Raw genomic sequence first — 21452 nt, 5'->3', positions numbered from 1 at the left:
AAAGGAGACATCATGTCCTCATCGCTTCGTCTTGCCTGCGCGGCGCTGCTGAGCGGCGCCGCGTGCCTTTCACACGCGCAAAGCGGCTATCCGAGCCAGCCCATCAAGGTGATCGTGCCGTTCCCGCCGGCCGGCGGCACCGACGTCGTGGCGCGGCTGGTAGTGGAAAAGGTTCGTGCCGCCACCGGTTGGACGTTCATCGTCGACAACAAGGCCGGCGCCGGTGGAAACATCGGCATGGACGCAGTGGCCAAGAGCAAGGCCGACGGCCACACGCTCGGCATGGGCCAGACTGCCAACCTGGCGATCAACCCGTCGCTGTATTCGAAGATGCCCTACGACGCAACGAAGGCGTTCGTCCCCGTGGCGCTGGTGGCGGGACAACCGGTCGTGCTGGTCGTCAATCCATCGTCCCCGTTCAAGACGGTGGCCGACCTGGTGGCCGCGGCGAAAGCGAAGCCGTCGACCGTGACCATGGCCTCCGCAGGCAACGGCACCGTCGGCCACCTCACCGGCGAGATCTTCTCCAAGCAGGCAGGCATCAAGGTCAACCACATCCCATACAAGGGCGCGGGCCCCGCCGCGACCGACCTGCTCGGCGGCACCGTCGACTTCTACTTCGCGACCCCGCAGGCGGTGCTCTCGTTCGTCAAGACCGGAAAGCTGCGTGCGCTGGCTGTCAGTTCAGCGAAGCGGCTGCCGGTGCTGCCGGAGGTTCCGACGGTCGCGGAGGCCGGCTTCAAGGGATTCGACACCACCGACTGGAAGCTCTTGGTCGCGCCTGCCGGCACACCGGCCGACATCGTCAATCGGTTGAACGCCGAGGTGGAGAAGGCGATGTCCAAGCCGGAGACGGCGGCTCAGCTGCTGGCCGAGGGAAGCATCCCGCTGAGCGGGTCGGCACAGCAGGCAGCGCAGTACTTGAAGGCGGAGCAGCAGCGCTGGAGCGCCGTCGTGCGCGAGAGCAACGTGAAGCTCGATTGAGCTTCGTTTCACCCACAATCCATTGGAGACGAACATGGTCCTCTTGAACGCGCGCTGGCTGACATCCGCCATCCTTCTTCTGGGAGGCACTGGTGCTGCCCTTGCGCAGGCCTATCCGACCAAGCCCGTGACGGTGATCGTCCCCTACGCGGTCGGCGGTACCACCGACATCGTCGCGCGCCTGGTCACGACGCAGATCGGCAATGGCCTCGGGCAACCCATGGTGGTCGACAACCGCGCGGGAGGCGGCGGCAACATCGGCTGGGGCGCGGTAGCGCGTTCCGCGCCCGACGGCTACACGCTGCTGACGACCGAGATGTCGTTCACCATCGCGCCCGCGCTGGGGACGAAGCAGCCCTTCGATCCGAAGAAGGACTTCGCGCACATCATCACGGCCGCTGCGGCGCCACACGTGCTGGTCGTGAATCCCTCGGTGCCTGCCAAGACGGTGCAGGAATTCATCGCAGCGGCCAAGGCGCATCCGGGCAAGCTCAACTACGGATCGGGGGGAAACGGCACCAACACCCATCTGGGCGGCGAGCTGTTCAAGCGCGAGGCGGCGATCGACCTCACGCACGTTCCGTACAAGGGTGCGGGCCAAGTGCTGCAAGACCTCATGGGGGGGCAGGTGCAGGCGCTCGTCACGTCGCTGCCGACAGCCTTGCCGCACATCAAGTCGGGCAAACTGCGCGCGTTGATGGTCACCAGCGAGAAGCGCTCGCCGCTGCTTCCCGACGTTCCTTCGGCCAAGGAGGCCGGCCTGCCCAGGGTGGCGATGGACTTCTGGGTCGGCTTCTCGGCCCCGGCGGGAACGTCCCAGCCGGTGATCGACAAGTTGAACAAGGCCATCACCGATGCGCTGAACTCCGCAGATGGCCGCAAGCGTCTGGCGGAACAAGGCCTGGAGCCCGTGCCCAACTCGCCGACGCAAGCGTCGCAGCTGGTGGCGGCCGAGATGCAGCGCTGGGGTGCTGTCGTCAAGGCGGCCGGCATCAAGGCCGATTGAGCAGGAGCGAACCATGGCGATCAAACCTCTTCACGGCATTCGCGTCCTGGACCTGACCAACGTGCTGGCCGGACCCTTCGCCTGCCACCAGCTCGCGCACATGGGCGCCGACGTCATCAAGGTCGAGGCGCGCGGCACCGGCGACCTGGCTCGTCAGCTCGGCGCCGACACCGAGCTGAACAAGGCGAACATGGGCGTGTCGTTCCTGGCCCAGAACCCGGGCAAGCGCTCGGTCACGCTCAATCTCAAGCATGCGAAAGGCAAGGAAGTCTTTCGCCGCCTCGTGCGCACTGCCGACGTGGTGATGGAGAACTTTCGCCCCGGGGTGATGGACCGCCTCGGCGTCGGGCATGCTGAACTGATGAAGGAGAACCCGAGGCTGGTGTACTGCGCGATCTCGGGCTTTGGCCAGGACGGGCCGCTGCGCGACCTGCCGGCCTACGACCAGATCATCCAGGGCATGTCCGGCATCATGAGCGTCACCGGCGCGCCGGAGAACGCGCCGTACCGTGTCGGCTATCCGGTGGCCGACACGATCGGCGGGATCACGGCGGCTTTTGCCGTCGCTGCCGCGCTGGCCGACCACCAGCGCACCGAGGGCGTCTTCATCGACGTGTCGATGCTCGAGGCGGCGATGGCGACGATGGGGTGGGCGGTGTCGAACCATCTGATCGCCGGTCGCGATCCCATGCCGCTGGGCAACGACAACGTGACGGCGAGTCCATCGGGCACCTTCCGCACCGGCGACGGACTGCTCAACATCGCTGCCAACAAGCAAGAGCAGTTCGAGGCCGTGTGCCAGGTGCTTGGACACGCGGACTGGGCGCAGGACCCACGCTTCGTCGATCGCCACAGCCGTCTTCAGCATCGGGACGCGCTGAGGCAGCTGATGGAGCAGGCCATGGGAGCGAAGAGTGCCAGCGACTGGTGGCGCCTGCTCAACGAGGCCGGCGTTCCTGCCGGGCCCGTCTATTCAGTCCCACAGGCGCTGGAGCATCCGCAGGTCCAGCAGCGCGGGATGATCGCCACGTTCAAGAACGCGCCGGGCGTCGGCCGCGACATCCGCGTCGTGCGAACGGGCTTCAAGCTGAACGGGCAGCCGCCCTCGGTCGATACGCCGCCTCCGATGCTCGGCCAGCACAGCGACGAGATCCTGGCCGAGCTGGACTACTCGGCCGAGGAGATCGATGCGCTGAAGGCCGACAAGGCGGTATGACCCCATTGGAGACACCCATGACTGACAGCGACAACGCAACGACCCCTGGCGCCGACCGCCGCGAAAGCGAGGACTGGTGGCGCACCTCGATCATCGAAATGACGCCGGGCGTCATTCGCTACCGCGGCTACCCCATCGAGGACCTGATCGCCCGGCGCGTCAGCCTCGCGCAGATGATCTGGCTGATGACGCGCGGCGAGCTGCCGTCGAAGGGGCAGGGCGCGCTCCTCGAGGCCGCCCTGATGGCGGCAGTGGACCACGGTCCGCAGGCCCCGAGCATCGCCATCGCGCGCATGGCGGCCACGTGCGGCGTCGGGCTCAACAGCGCGATGGCATCGGCCGTCAACGTGCTGGGCGACGTGCACGGCGGCGCCGGCGAGCAGGCGGTCGAGCTGTACCAGGACATCGCCGCCCGCATCGACGCCGGCGGATCCGAGGCCGATGCGGTGCGCGCCGGCCTCGACGACTTCGTCGCGGCGCACGGCAAGGTCATCCCGGGCTTCGGGCACCGCTTCCATCCGGTCGACCCGCGCAGCGCGCCGCTGCTCGCCCTGGTCGACGAGGCGGCGCGTCAGGGCGCGGTCAGCGGGCGCTTTGCCGCCATCGGCCGCGGGGTGGAAGGTCACCTTGCCGCGAAAACGGGCAAGGCGATTCCGATGAACATCGACGGTGCGACTGCAGTGATCTACGCCGAGCTGGGCTTCGCGGCGCCACTGGCGCGCGGGCTGTTCTGCCTGTCGCGCTCGGTCGGCATCCTGGCGCATGCATGGGAGCAGACCGAGCAGGGCGGGCGCATCAAGGGACCGCTGCCGCGCCGCCTCACATGGACCTACGACGGGCCGGCACGGCGTGCAGTGCCGGCCCAGGATGGAGAGACTCAATGAAAGCCGCTGAGCTGTTCGTCAAGTGCCTCGAGAACGAGAGGGTCGAGTACATCTTCGGCATCCCGGGCGAGGAAAATATCGACGTGATGGACGCGCTGCTCGACAGCACGATCAAGTTCGTCACCACCCATCACGAGCAGGGCGCCGCCTTCATGGCCGATGTCTACGGCCGCCTGACCGGGCGCGCCGGGGTGTGCATGGCCACGCTGGGACCGGGGGCGACCAATCTCATCACCGGCGTGGCCGACGCCAACATGGACCGCGCGCCGGTGGTGGCGATCGCCGGCCAGGGCGCCACGACGCGGCTGCACAAGGAAAGCCACCAGATTCTCGACCTGGTGAGCATGTTCCAGCCGATCACCAAGTACTCGGCGCAGATCCTCGACCCCGCGATCGTTCCCGAGATCGTGCGCAAGGCGTTCAAGGTGGCACAGACCGAGAAGCCCGGCGCCACGTTCATCGACTTCCCGGAGAACGTTGCCGAGATGAAGGTGGACAAGGCGCCCATCAGGGTGCAGACGGCCTACACGTCCCAGGCCCCCGCGCGCAAGGTGAACGGGGCGGCGACGCTGATCAACGAGGCGAAGGCACCCGTGATCCTGGCGGGAAACGGCGTCATCCGGCAGGGGGCGGCAGACGCGCTCGTGACCTTTGCCCAGGCGTTGCGGATTCCCGTGGCCAACACGTTCATGGCCAAGGGCGTGATGCCGTTCACCAATGAACTGTCGCTCGGCACCATCGGCCTGAAGGCGCGCGACCTGCCCTGGTTTGCCTTCGAGAAGGCCGACGTGGTGATCTGCATCGGCTACGACATGGTCGAGTACCACCCCGACATGTGGAACCCCGACGGCGACAAGACCATCATCCACATCGACGCGCTGCCGGCCGAAGTGGACGAGCACTACATCGTGGCGGTGGGCGTCCTGGGCGACATTCCCTCCTCGCTGCAGGCACTCGCGCTGCAGGTCAAGCCGCAGCCGGAGCCGCCCTTCAAGGCCGTGCGCAAGGCCCTCGAAGCCGACCGATCGCAATACGCGAAGGACACGGGATTCCCGGTCAAGCCGCAGAAAATCGTCTGGGACCTGCGCGAGGTGCTCGGGCCCGACGACATCGCCATCTCGGACGTCGGCGCGCACAAGATGTGGATGTCGCGCATGTACCGCGCCGAGCGGCCCAACACCTGCATCATCTCCAACGGTTTCGCGGCAATGGGCATCGCGGTGCCGGGCGCCATCGCCGCCAAGCTCGCCTACCCGGACCGCAAGGTCGTCGCCGTCACCGGGGACGCCGGCTTCATGATGAACTCGCAGGAGATCGAGACCGCGCTGCGCTTCAAGACGCCGCTGGTCGTGCTGATCTGGAACGACTCCGAGTACGGCCTCATCACCTGGCACCAGCTGCGCCACTTCGGGCGCCCCAGCCACATCGAGTTCAAGAACCCCGACTTCGTCAAGTACGCCGAGAGCTTCGGTGCCAAGGGCTATCGGGTCGAGCGTGCGCAGGACCTGCTGCCGACGCTCGAGAAGGCGATCGCCGACGACACCGTCGTCATCATCGACTGCCCTGTCGACTATTCGGAGAACATGAAGCTCACGGCCCGGCTGAAGGAGATGAAGTCGCCGCTGTGACGCAAGCAGGAGGTCGCAATGACGAACCGTCGGAAGGAAGTCCGTGCGCCGTTCGATGGCGCGTTGATCTCCACCATCGACATGGCCGGCAGCGAGCAGGCAGAGCAGGCGATCGCAACGGCCTACGCGCTGTTCCGCGACCGCGATGGCTGGCTGCCCGCATCGCGCAGGATCGAGATCCTGCGCAAGGCCGCACGGCTGATGGAGGATCGCGCCGAGACGCTGGCGCTGCAAGCCGCCCGCGAGGGCGGCAAGCCGCTGGTCGACTCCCGTGTCGAGGTGGCGCGGGCGATCGACGGCATGCTCAACTGCGCCGAGGTGCTGCGCTGCGAAGCCGGGCATGTCATCCCGATGGATGTCAATGCCGCGTCCGCCCGGCGCGTCGCCTTCACGCAGCGCGAGCCCATCGGCGTGGTCGTGGCGGTAAGCGCGTTCAACCATCCGCTGAACCTGATCGTTCATCAGGCGGGGCCGGCCATCGCCGCGGGCTGTCCGGTCATCGTCAAGCCGGCCGGCGACACGCCGCTGTCGTGCCTGCGGCTGGTCGACATCCTGCGCGAAGCGGGTCTGCCGCCCGGTTGGTGCGTGGCGCTCGTGACGGACGACACCGTGGCCACGCAGCTGGTGACCGACCGGCGGGTCGGCTTCTTCAGCTTCATCGGCAGTGCCCGGGTGGGCTGGATGCTGCGCTCCAAGCTGGCACCGGGAGCGCGTTGCGCGCTCGAACACGGAGGTGCGGCGCCGGCCATCGTCGCGGCCGATGCCGACCTCGATTCAGCCGTGGCCAAGCTCGTCAAGGGCGGCTTCTATCACGCGGGCCAGGTCTGCGTGTCGGTGCAGCGCGTCTTCGCCCACCGCTCGGTCGTCCAGGCGCTCAGCGCGCGCCTTGCCGAGCAGGCACGACGCCTGAAGGTCGGCGACCCGACCTTGCCCGCGACGGATGTCGGGCCGCTCATTCGCACGCAGGAGGTCGAGCGCGTCGACGCGTGGGTGCGAGAGGCGATCGACGGCGGGGCCTCGCGGCTGTGCGGCGGCAAGGCGATCTCCGCTTCCTGCTACGAGCCCACCGTGCTGCTCGAGCCGCCGGCCGACTGCAAGGTCTCGACGCAAGAGGTCTTCGGCCCGGTGGTCTGCGTCTATGCCTACGACGAGCTCGACGAAGCCATCGCGCGCGCGAATGCCTTGCCGGTTGCATTCCAGGCCGCCGTGTTCACGCGCGACCTTGCGACCGCGATGCGCGCCTATGAAAGGCTCGACGCCTCGGCGGTGATGGTCAACGATCACACCGCCTTCCGTGTCGACTGGATGCCGTTCGCGGGGCTGCGCGAGTCCGGGCTCGGGGTCGGAGGCATCCCGTACACGTTCCGCGACATGCAGGTCGAGAAGATGTTCGTGGGAACGCTGACCTGAGAGGCTTCTGACGAGCGAAGAGACAGGTTTGCCATCGAGTGGCTCCCCGAGTACCGGAACTCCCAGAGAGACGTCCGGTGTTCCAGACGTCAGTCATCATACAACTAAGGCGCAGATCAAGGCGCGGCGGCCTCTGCTTTCCAATGCACCAAGGAGCTCGCCCGGCCCCCGCCCACCCTGTTCCGGCCCGCCTATTCGTGCGTGCGCCGCAAGGGGTCTCCGGCGCGCATGTGGCCGTCGCGGATGCGCGAGGTCATCCCTTCGACCCCCCGAGCGCCAGGTTGCGACGGCCGTCGCGGAGGGGTGGTGGAACGCGGAACCTGCATGTGACTCGCGTTTTCCCTAGCTGCCTACCGGCTTGACAGTCGGGGGTCGGTGGTAGAGTATTGCGGCTCAGTTGTACGACAACAGATGACGTACATCACCGACGCGTGCTGGCAAATCGGTGAACGTCGCAACCCCCCGACTCACGATGGCTCTCGATCTCCACGATCCCTTCACCGGACTGCGCTTCGGGCGCCTGCTGCTGACCGGTGCGGCCGGCGGGCTCGGACGCGTGCTGCGGCCTCGACTCAAGGCCTGGTGCGACACGCTGCGGCTGTCCGACGTGGCAGACCTCGGCGCGGCGAGCGAGGGCGAGGAACTGCGGCCCGCGGCACTGGAGGACGGTGCGGCGGTCGATGCCTTGCTCGACGGCGTCGATGCGGTGGTGCACCTCGGCGGCGTGTCGGTCGAAGGGCCGTTCGAGCCGATCCTGCAGGCGAACATCGTCGGCGTATACCACCTGTACGAGGCGGCGCGCCGCCATGGCGTCCGGCGCATCGTCTTCGCGAGTTCCAATCACGTGACCGGCTTCTATCGGCAGGACGAGGTCATCACGCCGCAGGACCCCGTCCGCCCCGACGGCTACTACGGCATCAGCAAGGCCTTCGGGGAGAACCTGTCGCGCTTCTACTTCGACCGCTACGGCATCGAGACGGCCTGCCTGCGCATCGGCTCGTCGTTCCCGGTGCCGAAGGACCGCCGCATGCTGGCCACCTGGCTGAGCTTCGACGACCTGGAGCGCCTCGTCCTCGCGTGCCTGACCGCGCCGGTCGTCGGCCACAGCATCGTCTTCGGCATGTCCGCAAACCGCACGGTCTGGTGGGACAACACCAGCGCCCGCCACCTGGGCTACGTGCCGCAGGACAGCTCCGAGCCCTTCCGCGCCGACACGGAAACCGCCCAACCCCGGCTCGACCTGCGGGATCCCGCTGTCGTCTATCAGGGCGGTGGGTTCGTTACCAAGGGACCTTTCGAGCAAGGCGACGGCTGACCGCCCGCCACGTTCCTCGCCCTCATCCGTCCATCGATCCAGGAGACAAGCCACCATGCGCCAGCCCGTCCTTCTTTCCGTCCTGCTCGCCGCCGCCTTCGCCGCCCACGGCGTGGAGATGCGCTCGGCCGACGTCCACAACAGCGACGAGTACCCCACCGTCGCCGCCGTCAGGCACATGAGCGAGCTGCTCGACAAGCGCAGCAACGGCAAGTACAAGATCAAGGTCTTCAACAAGGGCGCGCTCGGCAGCGAGAAGGAGACGCTCGACCAGGTCAAGATCGGCGCGCTCGAGATGAACCGCGTCAACATCAGCTCGCTCAACTCGATCTGCCCGAAGAGCCTGGTGCCGACGCTGCCGTTCCTGTTCGACTCGATCGCCCACATGCGCAAGACGCTCGACGGCGCGGTCGGCGAGGAGATCCTCAAGGGTTGCGAGCACGAGGGGCTGGTGGGCCTCGCGTTCTACGACAGCGGCGCCCGCTCGATCTACGCGAAGAAGGCGGTTCGCACGCTGGCCGACGCGAAGGGACTGAAGATCCGCGTGCAGCAGTCGGACCTGTGGGTCTCGCTGGTCGGCGCGATGGGCGCCAACGCCACGCCGATGCCCACTGGCGAGGTCTACACGGCGCTGAAGACCGGCGTCATCGACGCCGCCGAGAACAACATTCCGTCGTACGAAGGCTTCAAGCACTACGAGGCGGTGAAGGTCTATTCGCGGACCGAACACTCGATGGCGCCCGAGGTGCTGGTCATGTCCAAGGTCGTGTTCGACAAGCTGCCGAAGGCCGACCAGGACATGTTCCGCGCCGCGGCGAAGGAGTCGGTCACCTTCCAGCGCAAGCGCTGGGACGAGCAGGAGGCGAAGGCGCTCGACATCGTCGTCAAGGCCGGCTCGCAGATCGTGACCGACGTCGACAAGGCCTCGTTCAAGGCCGCGATGGCGCCGGTCTACGCGAAATTCATCACCACGCCCGACCTGCAGCGGCTGGTGAAAGCCGCGCAAGAGAGCAAGTGAACGAGCGCCCCGTCATCGCCGGCGCGGCGGCCGCGGCCGCCGCCGCCGCGCCCGTCGCGCCAACGCTGGAGCCCGACGCCCGGCGGCCGCCGTCGCGGCACGCCTACTCGCGGCTGTGCCGCGCGTTGTCGGCGGCGAGCCTGTGGCTGGGGATCGTGATGCTGCTCGGCGTCATCCTCTGCGTGCAGTACCAGGTCGTCGGGCGTTACCTGTTCAACGACACCCCGACCTGGGCCGAGGGCCTGGCGCTGCAGCTGGTGCTGTACGTCACGGCGCTCGGCGTCGCCGTCGGCGTGCGCGATGCCGGCCACATCGGGCTGGAGTCGCTGGTGTCGCTGCTGCCCGAATCGCTGCGCCTGAAGATCGAGGTGCTGATCCATGCGCTGGTGGGCCTGTTCGGCGCCATCATGGCCTGGTCCGGCTGGATGTGGACCGCGATGAAGTGGAGCGACATCAAGCCGATGCTCGGCATTCCGGTCGGGGTCGACTATCTCGCGCTGGTCATCGCCGGCGTGCTGATCGTGCTCTTCTCGATCGAACACATCGTCGCGCTGCTGCGCGACGAGGAAGTCGTGCCGGCCTGGCACTGACCCGACCGTCCCTGCATCACCGCGACGCGCCGCACGCCCGATGGAACTCCTCGTCCTCTCTGTCAGCTTCACCATCCTGCTGGTCGTCGGCGTGCCGGTGGCCTTCTCGATCGGCCTCGCGTCGATCGTCACCGTGCTCTACGCCGGCCTGCCGGTGGCCATCGTCTTCCAGAAGATGGTCGGCGGGATGCAGGTGTTCTCCTTCCTCGCGATCCCGTTCTTCGTCTTCGCCGGCGAGCTGATGCTGTACGGCGGCATCGCCGACCGCATCGTGCGCTTGGCCAACAGCCTGGTCGGCCATGTGCGCGGCGGACTGGGCATGAGCAACGTGATCGGCTGCACGCTGTTCGGCGGCGTTGCCGGCTCGCCGCTGGCCGACGTGTCGGCGATGGGTTCGGTGATGATCCCGTTGATGAAGAAGGAGGGCTACGACGCCGACTACGCCGTCAACGTGACGACGCATGCGGCGCTGGTCGGGGCGCTGATGCCGACCTCGCACAACCTCATCATCTTCGCGCTCGCCACCACCGGCATCGCCTCGGTGAGCGTGCTGAGCCTCATCCTCGCGGGCCTGATCCCGGCGCTGCTGCTGACGGTGTGCAACCTGGCGGCGGCCTACTACGTCGCCGTCAAGCGCGGCTACCCGACGCGCGGCGCCTTTCCCGGCTGGCGCGAGGTGCTGCTCGCGCTGCTGGGCGCGCTGCCGGGGCTGCTGATCGTGTTCATCATCCTGGGCGGCATCCTCTCGGGCATCTTCACCGCCACCGAGTCGGCGGCCACCGCGGTGCTGTGGGCGATGCTGGTGACGGCGCTGGTCTACCGCTCGCTCAGCTGGCACGACTTCCTCAAGGCCTGCGCGAAGGCCTGCAAGACCACCGGCGTCGTGCTGCTGCTGATCGGCATCTCGTCGGCCTTCGGCTACTTCATGGCGATGTATGAGGTGCCGCAGAAGACCGGCGCGTTGATGACTTCGGTGTCCGACCAGCCCTGGGTGATCTTCCTGATGATCAACGTGCTGCTGTTCATCCTGGGTACCTTCCTCGACATGGCGGCCACCATCCTGATCTGCACGCCGATCTTCCTGCCCATCGCCGCGCAATTCGGCATGGACCCGGTGCAGTTCGGCATCGTCATGCTGATCAACTGCGCGCTGGGCCTGAACACGCCGCCGGTCGGCGTCACGCAGTTCGTCGGGTGCGCGATCGGCGGGGTGTCGGTGGGGCAGGTGATGCGCTCCATCCTGCCGTTCTACGGCGCCCTGACCGCCTGCCTGCTGCTCGTCACCTACGTGCCCGCGTTCTCGCTGTGGCTGCCTTCGATGTTCAGGTAGCCGCGGGGCGCAGCGGCTCCCTGCATACGTCAGCGATGCGGCGCTGAGCCGACCGTCGACAAGGACAACTCGTCGGCGGGACCCCGCCAGGAGCAGACGCTTGGCAAGGTCTGCTTGCGGCTCGAACAGCAAGGCGATCACGCCGTGATCTCCGCGATCGGATGGCTGGACTACAGCCGTCCGCTCAGCACACGGCTCACCTCCACATGGCCATTGGCTCGTGCCCAGTCCTGGGCAGTCCTGCCTTGTCGGTCGCGCGCGTCCTTGTCTGCGCCTGCAGCGACCAACTGCTTCACGACGCCCAGGTGCCCGCGAAGGGCGGCGCGCATGAGGGCCGTCTCACCGTACTGGTTGGCGGCATTGACGTTGGCCTTCTTCTCGATCAAACGGCGAACCACGTCCTCGAAGCCGGCGTCTGCGCAGACCAGCAAGGCCGTCAGACCGATAGCCGACGAACGGTCCACGTCGATGTCAGTATCGATGAGTCGATGGGCTGCGCGCGGGTGCCTCCTGAAGCAGGACTGCACGAGGGCGCTCTCACCTCCGGCAAGCACTGCATGCACGTCTGCCTTTGCGTCGAGCAGCACGTCGAGCGCTGAGACGCTGCCGGTCTCGGCCGCGTAGAGCAATGCAGTCCAGCCGGCAGCGGTTCTTCGGTTCACGTCCGCCTTCAACTCGACGAGTTTCCGGGCTGAGACTGCCGCATTGTTGCTGGCCGCCGTCATCAGGGGTGTCACGCCCTCGTGGACGATCGCATCGACAGGCACACCGTGCTTGACGAGCGTCGCCACCCGGGGCGCATCATCGGATGCGGCTGCAACGTGAAGATCCATCGCCGTTTGTCCCGACGGGGCCGCCTGCGCCGGAACGATGGCTGCCGTGGCCAGAGCGGTCAAAGCCTTGATCAGCATGCTCACCCCCCTCAAGTACGGTTGGGCCACCACCAACCGCCATAAGTCCATGCGTGCGTTGTCCCGCCTGCAGCAGCGAGTTCAGAAGCGATCGATCGAGTGGATGGCATGCTCCTGGTGGATGCGTGCGATCTGGTCGCGGGAAAGAACGATCGGCTTCTCGGAGAAGTAGCCCGGCTCGTCCAGCTTCCCGGCGCGCATGTCCTTGCTGGGACCCGACGCGCTGCTGTAGAAGAACGTTGGCGCATCGAACTCGACCGAATCGGGATGGACCGCGCGCACGCGCAACACGCCGTACATGTACTTGGACTGAGGCGCCTGCAACAGGCTCGCCAGGTTCACGATGTAGCGGTCGCCCGCCCTGGGGGCGGCCAGATAGGTCTCGCGACTCGTGCTCCGGCTCGAATCGTCCAACGCGCCGAACACGGCTGCGATGGCGATCAATCCGGCGAGGAATGCCCAGCCCCACCGGTCACCGAAGGGAATGGGCGATTTCTGGAGCTTCGACTCCACCGCCTTGGCGTCCAGCTTGTCGCCACGCTGGCACACCTCGCACGCCGTCCCGTACTGCTTGCCGCTCACCCACTTGAAGACGTACCAGATGTGGTGGACGGTGTACTGCAGCATCAGGTTGAAGGGCCGTTCCTTTTCGCAGACGGGGCAGGGCTTGCTGCCTTCTGACCCGAGAAGGGCCATCTTGCTCTTCTTACCCCACACGATCATGTCTTCTTCCTTGTTGCGAGGGCGGAAACTCGCAGCAGCTTGTCGTGCTGCGCCACAGGCCACGAAGTGTAGGTGGCAGGGGTTCTCCAGTTCGCGTTCGCCAAGCTTCTTCCCATCAATGCGAGAAGCAGTTCTCATCTTCCCGCTTGCCAGAAGGTCAGAAGGTCGGCAATCGATGGCTTTCGTCCGCTGCGCAGGGTCGGGAGGCGCGCAACGCCGGATGAGGCTGGAGGGGCATGACGCAGCTGCAGGTCGCTGTTCGGATGCCGCGCCCACCAGCGACCCAGCCTAAGCGTCAACCAGCGCGCCGAGAAGTACGGCGCCACGCTGACCGTGAGCGTGTGCGCGGCATCGTCGACAGTCAGTTCATCTTCGGATGAGCACCGCTCAAGTGAAGAGCGAACAACGCATTTGAGGAATGCCCGGGCGACGACGAACATGACCGCATGTCCACCCACGACGCCTGACGCATCATGAACACGATTCACACGTGGACCGCGCTGGCGGCCTTCGAGATCCGCAAGGGGCGCCGGACCCTGCTCACCCTCAGCGAGGATGACGCCGGCGAAGATGGGTTACGGTCTACAAGGCGATGGGCCTCGCGATGGGAGACATGGTCGCGGCGAACCTCGCGTACCGCCGGGCCCTCGAGGCCGGCATCGGCGGTGCAATGCCGTGGTGAGCCAGCCATGGAACGTTGCACACTCGACAACACGCACAGCCATCCGCAGCGCAGGCTCCGCGGCTGAGCCCCTCCTTCCTGACGACGAGGACCGACCCATGGATGCCGACGCCCGATTGACCCAGGCCGCCGCCGACCTCGGCTACTCCTTCGACGCGGAGCTGCGCGTGGGTGGCAACTACGTGCCGCTCGTGCGGGACGACCACGTCGTCTACGTCAGCGGGCAGGTGCCGCGGGTCGGCGATACCGTCGTCGTGACCGGCCGCGTCGGCGACGACGTGAGCCTGGACCAGGCGCAGCATGCGGCGCGCGTATGTGCCATGCGCGCACTCGTCCTGCTGCAGCGCGCGCTGGGCTCGCTCGACGAAGTGCGCCAGGTCCTGCGCGTGACGGTCTACGTGCGGTCGGCCGCGCAGTTCACGCAGCACAGCGAAGTGGCCGATGCGGCGTCCGAACTGCTGCACCGCGTGCTCGATCGCGCCGGCACGCATACCCGTACATCGGTCGGCGTCTTTCAGCTTCCGAAGAATGCGAGCGTCGAGCTCGACCTGATCGCCTCGGTCCGACGTTAGCGGCGGCCGGCCGCCGCACGCGGCCGATGGTCGTCCTGCAGGAGATCCCCGTGAACCACGCCCTCCAGCGCCTTGCAGACCACCTCCAGCTCGACGCTGCGGTCCACGATCGGCTGCGCCTCGCGTTCGGCCACGCCTGCGCGCTGCGCGTACGCCACCTGCTGGAGCAACAGGCCGTCATCGACTGCCTGGACGGCCTGGGCCGGTACCTCGACACAGGCGCGAACCGGTCGTCGGTGGAGCGGCTGGCCGCCGAGGCCGCAGGGCTGGCCCGTCGGCACGAGGGATCCCGGTCCATCGACGGGTGCGGGCACGCCGCGGTCTCCGCCACGTGCGCCGTCGCCCAGGCGCTGGCGGGCAAGCCGCTGGTCGCCGCGGCGTATGCCGCGTATGCGTCGGTCTACGCGCAGGGCGGGTACGGGGCCGTGGCCGATCCGGAATCCTTCCAGCCCGAGTTCGCCTGGCAGGTCGACTGCCTGTCCGCCCTGGCCGGCGCATGACCTGGCACCTCCGCCTGATCGGCACGCCGGCGCTGCGCCGCGGCGCCGAGCTCGTGCCGCTGCCGCTCGAGCGCCGCTGGCAGATCGTCGCGATGCTGGCGCTGCGCCGCGACTGGATGCAGCGCAGCGAGCTCGCCACCCTGCTGTGGCCCGAACTGGCGCGCGACCTGGCTTCGACCAACCTGCGCAAGGCGCTGTTCCGGCTGCGCGACACGCCCGGCTCCGGTGTCGTGGAGACCGACGGAACGCTCCTTCGCGTGGCCGCCCCGACCGACGTCGATGCCTTCGACCGCCAGGTGCAGGACCAGCACCTCGGCGAGGCGCTCGCGGCTCATCGCGGCGAATTGCTGCTCGGCTTCGACGATGATGGCAACGAAGCCTGGAGCGAATGGTTGCGCACCCAGCGCGAGCGCTGGCGCCAGCGCTGGCGTGCCGCGGCGCTGCAGCGTCTCGAGCAGCCGCTCGCGGCGGACGAAGGCATCGCGCTGTCCGCGGCGATGCTGGAGGCGGATCCGCTCGACGAGGCGGCGTTGCAGGCGCACCTGCGGCACCTGGCCGCCGCGGGGCAGACGGCGCGCGCACGCGAAACCTACCGCATGTTCGCGCGGCAGCTCCAGGAGGAACTTGGCGTGCAGCCGGGCAGCGCGTTGCGCAGCGTGCACGACAGCCTCCACGCGCAGGCGTCGTTGCCCGCCGCGCCGGCGCCGGCTGCGGACGACGGCTATGTCGGGCGCGTGTTCGAGCAGCGTCGCCTCGTCGAGCTGATGCGGCGGCCGGACTGCCGCCTGCTCGCCGTTGTCGGGCCCGGCGGCATCGGCAAGACGCGCCTGGTGCGTCACACGCTGGACGACGTCGCCACGCTCTTTGCCGACGGCGCGTTCTTCGTCTCGGCGGAGGACGTGGACGGGCCGGCCGCCCTGGTGGCAAAGCTGGTGCGCGAGCTCGACGTGCCGCGGCAGCGCATGCGCGACGAGACCGAGTCGCTCGAGGAGCACCTGCGGGTGCGCTCGGTGCTGCTGGTGCTCGACAACTTCGAGCCGATCGCCGGCGCCGCCACGCCGCTGTTGCAGCAGCTGCTGGACGCCGCGCCCGGGCTCAAGCTGATCGTCACCACGCGCGAGCGCCTCGCGCTGCCTGCCCAGTGGGCGCTGCCGCTGGACGGGCTGCCGTGCCCCGAGCCGGAGGACATGGACCGGCTGGAGGACTTCGACGCCTCGCGCCTGTTCATCGCCGCGGCGCGGCGCGCCGAGCCCGGCTTGGATGCCGCGGCCGAGTGCGCGGCCATCGTCGACATCTGCCGGCAGGTCGACGGCCTGCCGCTGGCCCTTGAACTCGCCGCCGCCTGGACGCGCGTGATGCGCTGCGATGCGATCGCCCGCGAGCTGCGCGAGGGCACGGACCTCTTCCGTGCCGCCAACCCGGCCTTCCCGGCGCGCCAGGCCAGCCTCGAGGCGGTGTTCGAGCAGTCGTGGCGCCTGCTGGGTGAGCGCGAGCGGCAGGCGCTGGCGCGCCTGTCGGTGCCGCGTGGCGGCTTCACGGTGGAAGCGGCGAAGGCCGTGGCCTCGGCTGCGTTGCCGGTGCTCGGCGCGCTGGTCGACAAGTCCCTGCTGCGCAAGGACGGCCCGCGCATGTCGCTGCACCCGCTGGTGCAGCAGTTCGCCGCGCTCAGACTCGGCGACGGCGAGGCGTTCACGCAGGCGCGCGCTGCGCACGCACGCTTCTTCCGCGACCTGCTCAGCGATCGGCAGACGGCCTTGCGCGGCGGGGATCCGCAGGCGCTGCGCTGCGTCGACGCGGAGTTCGAGAACTGCCGGCTGGCCGTCGAGTGGCTCTCGCACCACGGCCCGACGGCCGGGCTGGCGACCGCGGCCTGGGCCCTGGCCGACCACTCCGAGCACCGTGCCCAACCGCAGCGCGGCCTGACGCTGCTGCAGGCGGCGCTCGAGGCGCCGGCGGTGGCGGCGCAGCCGGCGGTGCGGGCGCGCCTGCTGGTGCACGCCGCGCAGCAGCACTACCGCGTCGACCGCTACGCGCAGGCCGAGGCGTTGGCGCGCGAAGCGCTCGCCGGCGCCGCCGAGGCCGACGACGAAGACCACCAGATGAGCCGCCTCGCATTGAACGTGCTCGGTTCGGCGGCCATGCGGCTGGGTCGCCTGGCCGAAGCCGCCGGGCACTACCGCGCGATGCTGGAGCTCGGTGGCGACCACGCGCCGACCCGCGACCGCGCGGTCACCCTCGATCACCTCGCGCTGGTCGAGAAGCGGCTCGGGCACACCGACGAGGCGCTGCGGCTGTCGCAGGAATCGATCGTGCTGCAGCGTCGGCTCGGCGACGTCGCCGTGCTGGCCCTCGGCCTGAACAACCTGGCCTCGCTCCACCTGGCCCGCGGCGAGTTCGACGCGGCCAATCCAGTGCTGGCCGAGGCCCTTGCGCTGTGCGAGCGGGCCGGACTGACGGCCACGCAGGCGCTCGTGCTGGCGAACCTGTGTGATCTCGCGCACGCGCGCGGCGACCTGGACGCGGCGCTGCGCCACGGCCGGCGGGCCCGCGAGATGGGCGAGGCCAGCGGTCAGCGCATGCTGCTGTGCTGGGTCCACGCCAGCCTGGGCAGCGTGGCGCTGCAGCGCGGCGACGTTGTGACAGCGCGCGAGTCGATCGCCCTGGCCTGCGGTATCGCCCTCGCGCTCGAGGCGCCGACGTTCAAGAAGGTCGCCGTGCTGGCGCTGGCCCGGCTGCTGCACGGCACGGGCCATGCCGCGGCGGCGGGCAAGGTGCTCACGCTGGCGATCGCCGAGCCGGGCTTGAGCCCGGCCGACCGGGACGACCTGCGGCGCCAGTCGCGCGAGTGGCACTCCGAGCCGCTGGCCGCGCCCGGCGGCTTGACGCTGGACGCGCTGCTGCAGCGCGTGGCGATCGATCTCCCCGACAAGCACGAGGACCTGGTCGCTTTCCCCGACCGCTGAGCGCCGCGGAACGCCCGCGGAACGGCCCCGTTTGCACAGTTCGTCCTCACGAAAGGACGAACCATGCACACCTTCCCTTCCTTCCTCTTCTCCTTCTCCTTCGCCACGCCGGCGGTTCGCCTGGCGCTGCTGCGGATCCGGATCGCCGAGGCCGTGCGCGGCTGGCGAGCCCGCGAGCAGGCGCGCCGCACGGCGCGCGCGCTGGCCGACCTGGACGACCGCACGCTGCACGACCTTGGCTTCCATCGTTGCGAGGTCGGTGCCGTGAGCGCCGAAGTCCATGGTCTGCGTGCCGCGACGCTGCGGCGCGTGACCCAGGTGATCTGAGCGCCGCTCCCCTCATCACCCCACCCAAGGAGAACGCCCGACCGCGAGCCCACCACCCACTCCAACGATCCCGATCCCAGCTCCTTTTCAATCAATCCTTTTCTTAGGACATCCGAACCATGAACCGCTACATGATCCAACGCACCTTCCCGAACGGCCTGTCGATCCCCATGACCGCGGAGGGCCGCAAGGCCTGCGCCGGGGTGGTCGAGGTCAACGCCGCCGACGGCGTGACCTGGGTGCACTCCTATGTCACCCCGGATCGCAAGAACACCTTCTGCGTCTACGACGGTCCGTCGCCCGAGGCGATCCGCAAGGTGGCCGAGCGCAACGGCCTGCCGGTCGACTCGATCACGAAGGTCAGCGTGCTCGATCCGTACTTCTACATGGCCGAGTGACCGGCGGCCGGGCCTCACGACAAAGACGGCGATGCCTCGCTTCCTGGTCGAGCGGACCTTCCCGCACGGGCTCGCGATCCCCTTGGACCGCGACGGCCGCAAGACCTGCGCGAGCGTCATCGCCGTCAACACGCCGTTCCAGGTCACGTGGATCCGTTCCTACGTGAGCCTGGACGGACGCCGGACCTTCTGTCTCTACGAGGCCCCGTCGCGGGACGCCATCTGCCAGGTCGCCGATCGCAACGGACTGCCGGTGGACCGCATCACCGAGGTGGACCGGCTCGATCCGTACCCGCCAATCTCCTGAGAGGGCCCGTCCTGCCATTGCCTTCATCAACTTCCCACGTCAACACGTCATCTTCACCATGAACCACAAGCTCATCGTTCTGTGCGCGCTCGCCTTCGGCGCCACGCTGCCCACCCTGGCCCAGCAGCGCTTCGTCATCGAGCGCGACATGCCCGGCGTCTCCACGCTCACGCCCGAACAGCTGCGCGACGCCTCGCGCAACTCGAACAAGGTGCTGCACGACCTCGGACCGGACATCCAGTGGGTGCACAGCTACGTCGCCGGCGACAAGATCTACTGCATCTACAACGCGCCCAGCGAAGCGCTGATCCGCGAGCACGCCAAGCGCGCGGGCCTGCCGGCCAACCGCATCACGGCGGTGGCCGCGGTGATCGACCCGACGACCGCACGCTGAATCGGCCGCGCGCGAAGAACGGCGCCACGTGTGGCGCCGTTCTTTTTGCTTGTGCCGCGGCGATGCCGGGCGCGGTGTCAGCCGAGAGCCGGTACGCCGTCGACCGGCATCCTGACCGGCGGCCTGGCATCGATCGGCCGCCCGACCGCCAGGGCATCGCGCAGCGCCGGCGGCAAGCCGGCGAACGGTGCGTCGGGCTGCACGCCCATCGCGTCGAGCAGCTTCGTGAAGAAGGCGCGCGCGGCCACCGCGGCGGCGATGTCGAAGATCGCGGCATCGTCGAACCCGTGCGCCCGCAACTCGTCCACGTCGTCCGCGGTGACGGACGCCGCGTCGCGCGCGACGCGCCGTGCGAAGCGCAGCATCGCCTGCTCCGCCGGCGACAGCTGCGCCTGAACGCGCTGCTGCGCGATCGCGACGATCTCCTCGTCGCTGAAGTGCTCGCGCAGTGCGCAGCCGTGCGCGAGCGAACAGGCCGAATGGCCGAGTTCGTGCGCTGCCACGAAGGTCACGAGCTCGAGGCGGCGCCGGTCCAGCGGCCGCTTGACTTCGGCGAGCAGCGCGGCCCAGCGGGCCATCAGCTCGGGGCGGTGGCAGAACACCTTCGCATAGTTGGGCACGTAGCCCCAGTGCTGCTGCTGGCGGCGGTACATCGCGGCGGTGCCGTCGCGCGCGGCATCGGGCGGGATGGTCTTGATGAAGCTCATCGGGTGCCTCCGTCGATCAGGCCGCTGCGCGCGGATGCAGCCAGCGCGGCAGGAACTCATACGGATCGACGCGGGCACCGGCGTCGAAGGTCACGCCGGCCTCGGCGAGCAGCCGCTGCGCCCGCCCGTCGCGCAGGGCGTCGAACAGGTCGGTCGCGCCGCCGACGTGCGTGCCGCCGATCCAGATCTGCGGGATCGTCGCCGCGCCGGTGCGCTGCCGCAGCACGGGCCGCAGCCGCGTGCCGAGGTCCTGCTGCTGCAGCGCGACGCTGTCCAGGTCCACGCCGCGGTAGGCGATTCCCAGGTGGGCGAACAGCTTGCGCACCGCCCAGCAGAACTCGCACCACTCCAGCGCGAACATCACGACCGGGTTGCGTTCGATCGCGCGTGCGGCGAACGTGTCGGCCTCGACGTCGAGCGGCGCGGCGGGCATCGCGGGGGGCTCCGCGCGTGCCGGCGCGGTGGGGGCCGAGGGCGCGCGTACAGCGACCTGGTCGAAGCGCTGGCCCGGCGTCGAACGCGACAGCTGCAGTTCCTCGTCGTCCATGTCCACGCCGATGCCGTCGAACAGCGGTGTCGACAGGTAGCGCTCGCCGGTGTCGGGCAGCATGCAGACGATGTGGCTTCCCGCGGGGGCCCGGCGCGCGACGTCGAGCGCCGCAGCCAGCGTGGCGCCGCTGGAAGTGCCGACGAAGATGCCTTCCTGCGTGGCCAGCGCGCGGGCCAGGCGGATCGCCTCGCGTCCGCTGACCGGCACGATCTCGTCAACGAGGCCTTCGTGCACGGCCGTGCCGGTCAGCGGCGCGATGAAGTCCGGCGCCCAGCCTTGCATCAGGTGCGGGCGGAACTGCGGGTGGCTGGCGCTGGGCGCGCCGTCGGCACCCCGCGGCTGCGCGATGCCGCTGGCCAGGACCGGCGCGTTGTCGGGCTCGGCGGCGACGACGCGCACGGCGGCGTCGCGCGCCTTGAGCGCACGTGCGACGCCGAGCAGCGTGCCGCCGGTGCCGAAGCCGGACACGAACGCGTGGATGCGTTCGCCCGCGAGGTCGTCGAGGATCTCGCGCCCCGTGGTGCGCGTGTGCATGTCGGCATTGGCCTCGTTCTCGAACTGCCGGCACAGGAACCAGCCGTGCGCACGGGCCAGTGCGACGGCCTTGTCGAGCATGCCGGTGCCCTTGTCCGCGGCCGGCGTCAGCACGACCTTCGCGCCGAGGAAGCGCAGCAGCCGGCGCCGCTCGATGCTGAAGTTCTCGGCCATCGTCAGCACCAGCGGGTAGCCCTTCTGCGCGCAGACCATCGCCAGGCCGATGCCGGTGTTGCCGCTGGTGGCCTCGACCACCGTCTGGCCGGGGCGCAGCGTGCCGCGCCGCTCGGCGTCCTCGATGACGGCCAGGGCCAGGCGGTCCTTCACCGAGCCGAGCGGATTGAACGATTCCACCTTGACGTGGACGTGGACGCCCGCGGGCGCGAGCTTGTTGAGGCGCACGAGCGGCGTGCGGCCGATCGTCTCGAGGATGTTGGCGTAGCGAGCCATGTGATCTCCTTGGGTGGGGTGGGCCCGGGCCGGGAGCCCGAGGTCCCTGCACC

At 68.8% G+C, this 21452-nt stretch carries 22 protein-coding genes; 17 read left to right on the top strand and 5 right to left on the bottom strand.

Annotation, left to right across the window (positions count from 1 at the left end; genetic code table 11):
- The first annotated feature begins 12 nt into the window (after positions 1-12).
- The 10 genes from P7V53_RS24025 to P7V53_RS23980 all read left to right on the top strand — a co-directional run bounded on the left by P7V53_RS24025 (position 13) and on the right by P7V53_RS23980 (position 11381).
- Complete coding sequence (locus tag P7V53_RS24025; RefSeq protein ID WP_280152021.1) at positions 13-984, top strand: tripartite tricarboxylate transporter substrate binding protein; 972 nt, start codon at positions 13-15, stop codon at positions 982-984.
- A gap of 34 nt (positions 985-1018) precedes the next feature.
- Entirely contained in the window at positions 1019-1990 is a 972-nt protein-coding gene (locus P7V53_RS24020; protein ID WP_280152020.1) for a tripartite tricarboxylate transporter substrate binding protein, read from the top strand.
- Positions 1991-2003: 13 nt separating this feature from the next.
- Entirely contained in the window at positions 2004-3206 is a 1203-nt protein-coding gene (locus P7V53_RS24015; RefSeq protein WP_280152019.1) for a CaiB/BaiF CoA-transferase family protein, read from the top strand.
- A 17-nt stretch (positions 3207-3223) separates the two neighbouring features.
- Positions 3224-4090, top strand: a complete 867-nt coding sequence (locus P7V53_RS24010) for a citryl-CoA lyase (protein ID WP_280152018.1) — start codon at positions 3224-3226, stop codon at positions 4088-4090.
- Positions 4087-5718, top strand: a complete 1632-nt coding sequence (locus tag P7V53_RS24005) for an acetolactate synthase large subunit (protein ID WP_280152017.1) — start codon at positions 4087-4089, stop codon at positions 5716-5718. The genes P7V53_RS24010 and P7V53_RS24005 overlap by 4 nt, the downstream gene beginning before the upstream one ends.
- An 18-nt stretch (positions 5719-5736) precedes the next feature.
- Entirely contained in the window at positions 5737-7128 is a 1392-nt protein-coding gene (locus tag P7V53_RS24000; protein WP_280152016.1) for an aldehyde dehydrogenase family protein, read from the top strand.
- A 472-nt stretch (positions 7129-7600) separates the two neighbouring features.
- Positions 7601-8443 carry an NAD(P)-dependent oxidoreductase gene (locus P7V53_RS23995; protein WP_280152015.1) on the top strand — a complete coding sequence of 281 codons (843 nt, stop codon included), beginning with the start codon at positions 7601-7603 and terminating at the stop codon, positions 8441-8443.
- Positions 8444-8498: 55 nt separating this feature from the next.
- Positions 8499-9461 carry a TRAP transporter substrate-binding protein gene (locus P7V53_RS23990; protein WP_280152014.1) on the top strand — a complete coding sequence of 321 codons (963 nt, stop codon included), beginning with the start codon at positions 8499-8501 and terminating at the stop codon, positions 9459-9461.
- A 158-nt stretch (positions 9462-9619) separates the two neighbouring features.
- Positions 9620-10051, top strand: coding sequence for a TRAP transporter small permease (locus tag P7V53_RS23985; RefSeq protein ID WP_280156602.1), 432 nt, complete (start codon positions 9620-9622; stop codon positions 10049-10051).
- 40 nt (positions 10052-10091) lie between these two features.
- A complete protein-coding gene (locus P7V53_RS23980; RefSeq protein WP_280152013.1) occupies positions 10092-11381 on the top strand; it encodes a TRAP transporter large permease in 1290 nt (429 codons plus the stop codon).
- Between the two features lie 170 nt (positions 11382-11551).
- On the opposite strand, the gene P7V53_RS23975 is transcribed toward P7V53_RS23980, so the two are convergent.
- The 3 genes from P7V53_RS23975 to P7V53_RS23965 all read right to left on the bottom strand — a co-directional run bounded on the left by P7V53_RS23975 (position 11552) and on the right by P7V53_RS23965 (position 13455).
- Positions 11552-12292 (bottom strand): ankyrin repeat domain-containing protein, encoded by a 741-nt coding sequence (locus P7V53_RS23975; protein ID WP_280152012.1) that lies wholly within the window; start codon positions 12290-12292, stop codon positions 11552-11554.
- A gap of 81 nt (positions 12293-12373) precedes the next feature.
- The gene (locus tag P7V53_RS23970; protein ID WP_280152011.1) at positions 12374-13015 is read right to left on the bottom strand and encodes a hypothetical protein; all 642 of its coding nucleotides are present in this window, start codon (positions 13013-13015) and stop codon (positions 12374-12376) included.
- Between the two features lie 134 nt (positions 13016-13149).
- Positions 13150-13455, bottom strand: coding sequence for a hypothetical protein (locus P7V53_RS23965; protein WP_280152010.1), 306 nt, complete (start codon positions 13453-13455; stop codon positions 13150-13152).
- A gap of 340 nt (positions 13456-13795) precedes the next feature.
- Here P7V53_RS23965 and P7V53_RS23960 point away from each other — a divergent pair, with 340 nt between their 5' ends.
- The 7 genes from P7V53_RS23960 (at position 13796) to P7V53_RS23930 (ending at position 19158) form a co-directional block, all read left to right on the top strand.
- Positions 13796-14269 carry a RidA family protein gene (locus tag P7V53_RS23960; RefSeq protein WP_280152009.1) on the top strand — a complete coding sequence of 158 codons (474 nt, stop codon included), beginning with the start codon at positions 13796-13798 and terminating at the stop codon, positions 14267-14269.
- A 50-nt stretch (positions 14270-14319) separates the two neighbouring features.
- Positions 14320-14769: a hypothetical protein gene (locus tag P7V53_RS23955; protein WP_280152008.1), complete on the top strand. Its 450-nt coding sequence runs from the start codon at positions 14320-14322 to the stop codon at positions 14767-14769.
- Positions 14766-17732 carry a BTAD domain-containing putative transcriptional regulator gene (locus P7V53_RS23950; RefSeq protein ID WP_280152007.1) on the top strand — a complete coding sequence of 989 codons (2967 nt, stop codon included), beginning with the start codon at positions 14766-14768 and terminating at the stop codon, positions 17730-17732. The genes P7V53_RS23955 and P7V53_RS23950 overlap by 4 nt, the downstream gene beginning before the upstream one ends.
- 63 nt (positions 17733-17795) lie before the next feature.
- The gene (locus tag P7V53_RS23945; RefSeq protein WP_280152006.1) at positions 17796-18059 is read left to right on the top strand and encodes a DUF1127 domain-containing protein; all 264 of its coding nucleotides are present in this window, start codon (positions 17796-17798) and stop codon (positions 18057-18059) included.
- A gap of 119 nt (positions 18060-18178) precedes the next feature.
- Entirely contained in the window at positions 18179-18457 is a 279-nt protein-coding gene (locus tag P7V53_RS23940) for a DUF4242 domain-containing protein (RefSeq protein WP_280152005.1), read from the top strand.
- A gap of 31 nt (positions 18458-18488) precedes the next feature.
- Complete coding sequence (locus P7V53_RS23935; RefSeq protein ID WP_280152004.1) at positions 18489-18764, top strand: DUF4242 domain-containing protein; 276 nt, start codon at positions 18489-18491, stop codon at positions 18762-18764.
- Between the two features lie 58 nt (positions 18765-18822).
- Positions 18823-19158, top strand: a complete 336-nt coding sequence (locus tag P7V53_RS23930; protein WP_280152003.1) for a DUF4242 domain-containing protein — start codon at positions 18823-18825, stop codon at positions 19156-19158.
- Positions 19159-19235: 77 nt separating this feature from the next.
- Here the strand turns inward: P7V53_RS23930 and P7V53_RS23925 are convergent, their stop codons facing one another.
- Both P7V53_RS23925 and cysK read right to left on the bottom strand, forming a co-directional pair.
- Complete coding sequence (locus P7V53_RS23925; protein WP_280152002.1) at positions 19236-19865, bottom strand: carboxymuconolactone decarboxylase family protein; 630 nt, start codon at positions 19863-19865, stop codon at positions 19236-19238.
- Between the two features lie 16 nt (positions 19866-19881).
- On the bottom strand, positions 19882-21399 hold the full coding sequence (cysK, locus tag P7V53_RS23920; RefSeq protein WP_280152001.1) for a cysteine synthase A: 1518 nt from the start codon (positions 21397-21399) through the stop codon (positions 19882-19884).
- Between the last annotated feature and the right edge of the window lie 53 nt (positions 21400-21452).

Origin of the sequence: Piscinibacter sp. XHJ-5, from assembly GCF_029855045.1 — a bacterium.
Lineage (GTDB): Bacteria > Pseudomonadota > Gammaproteobacteria > Burkholderiales > Burkholderiaceae_C > Albitalea.
This window is presented reverse-complemented; position numbering and strand designations above follow the sequence as displayed.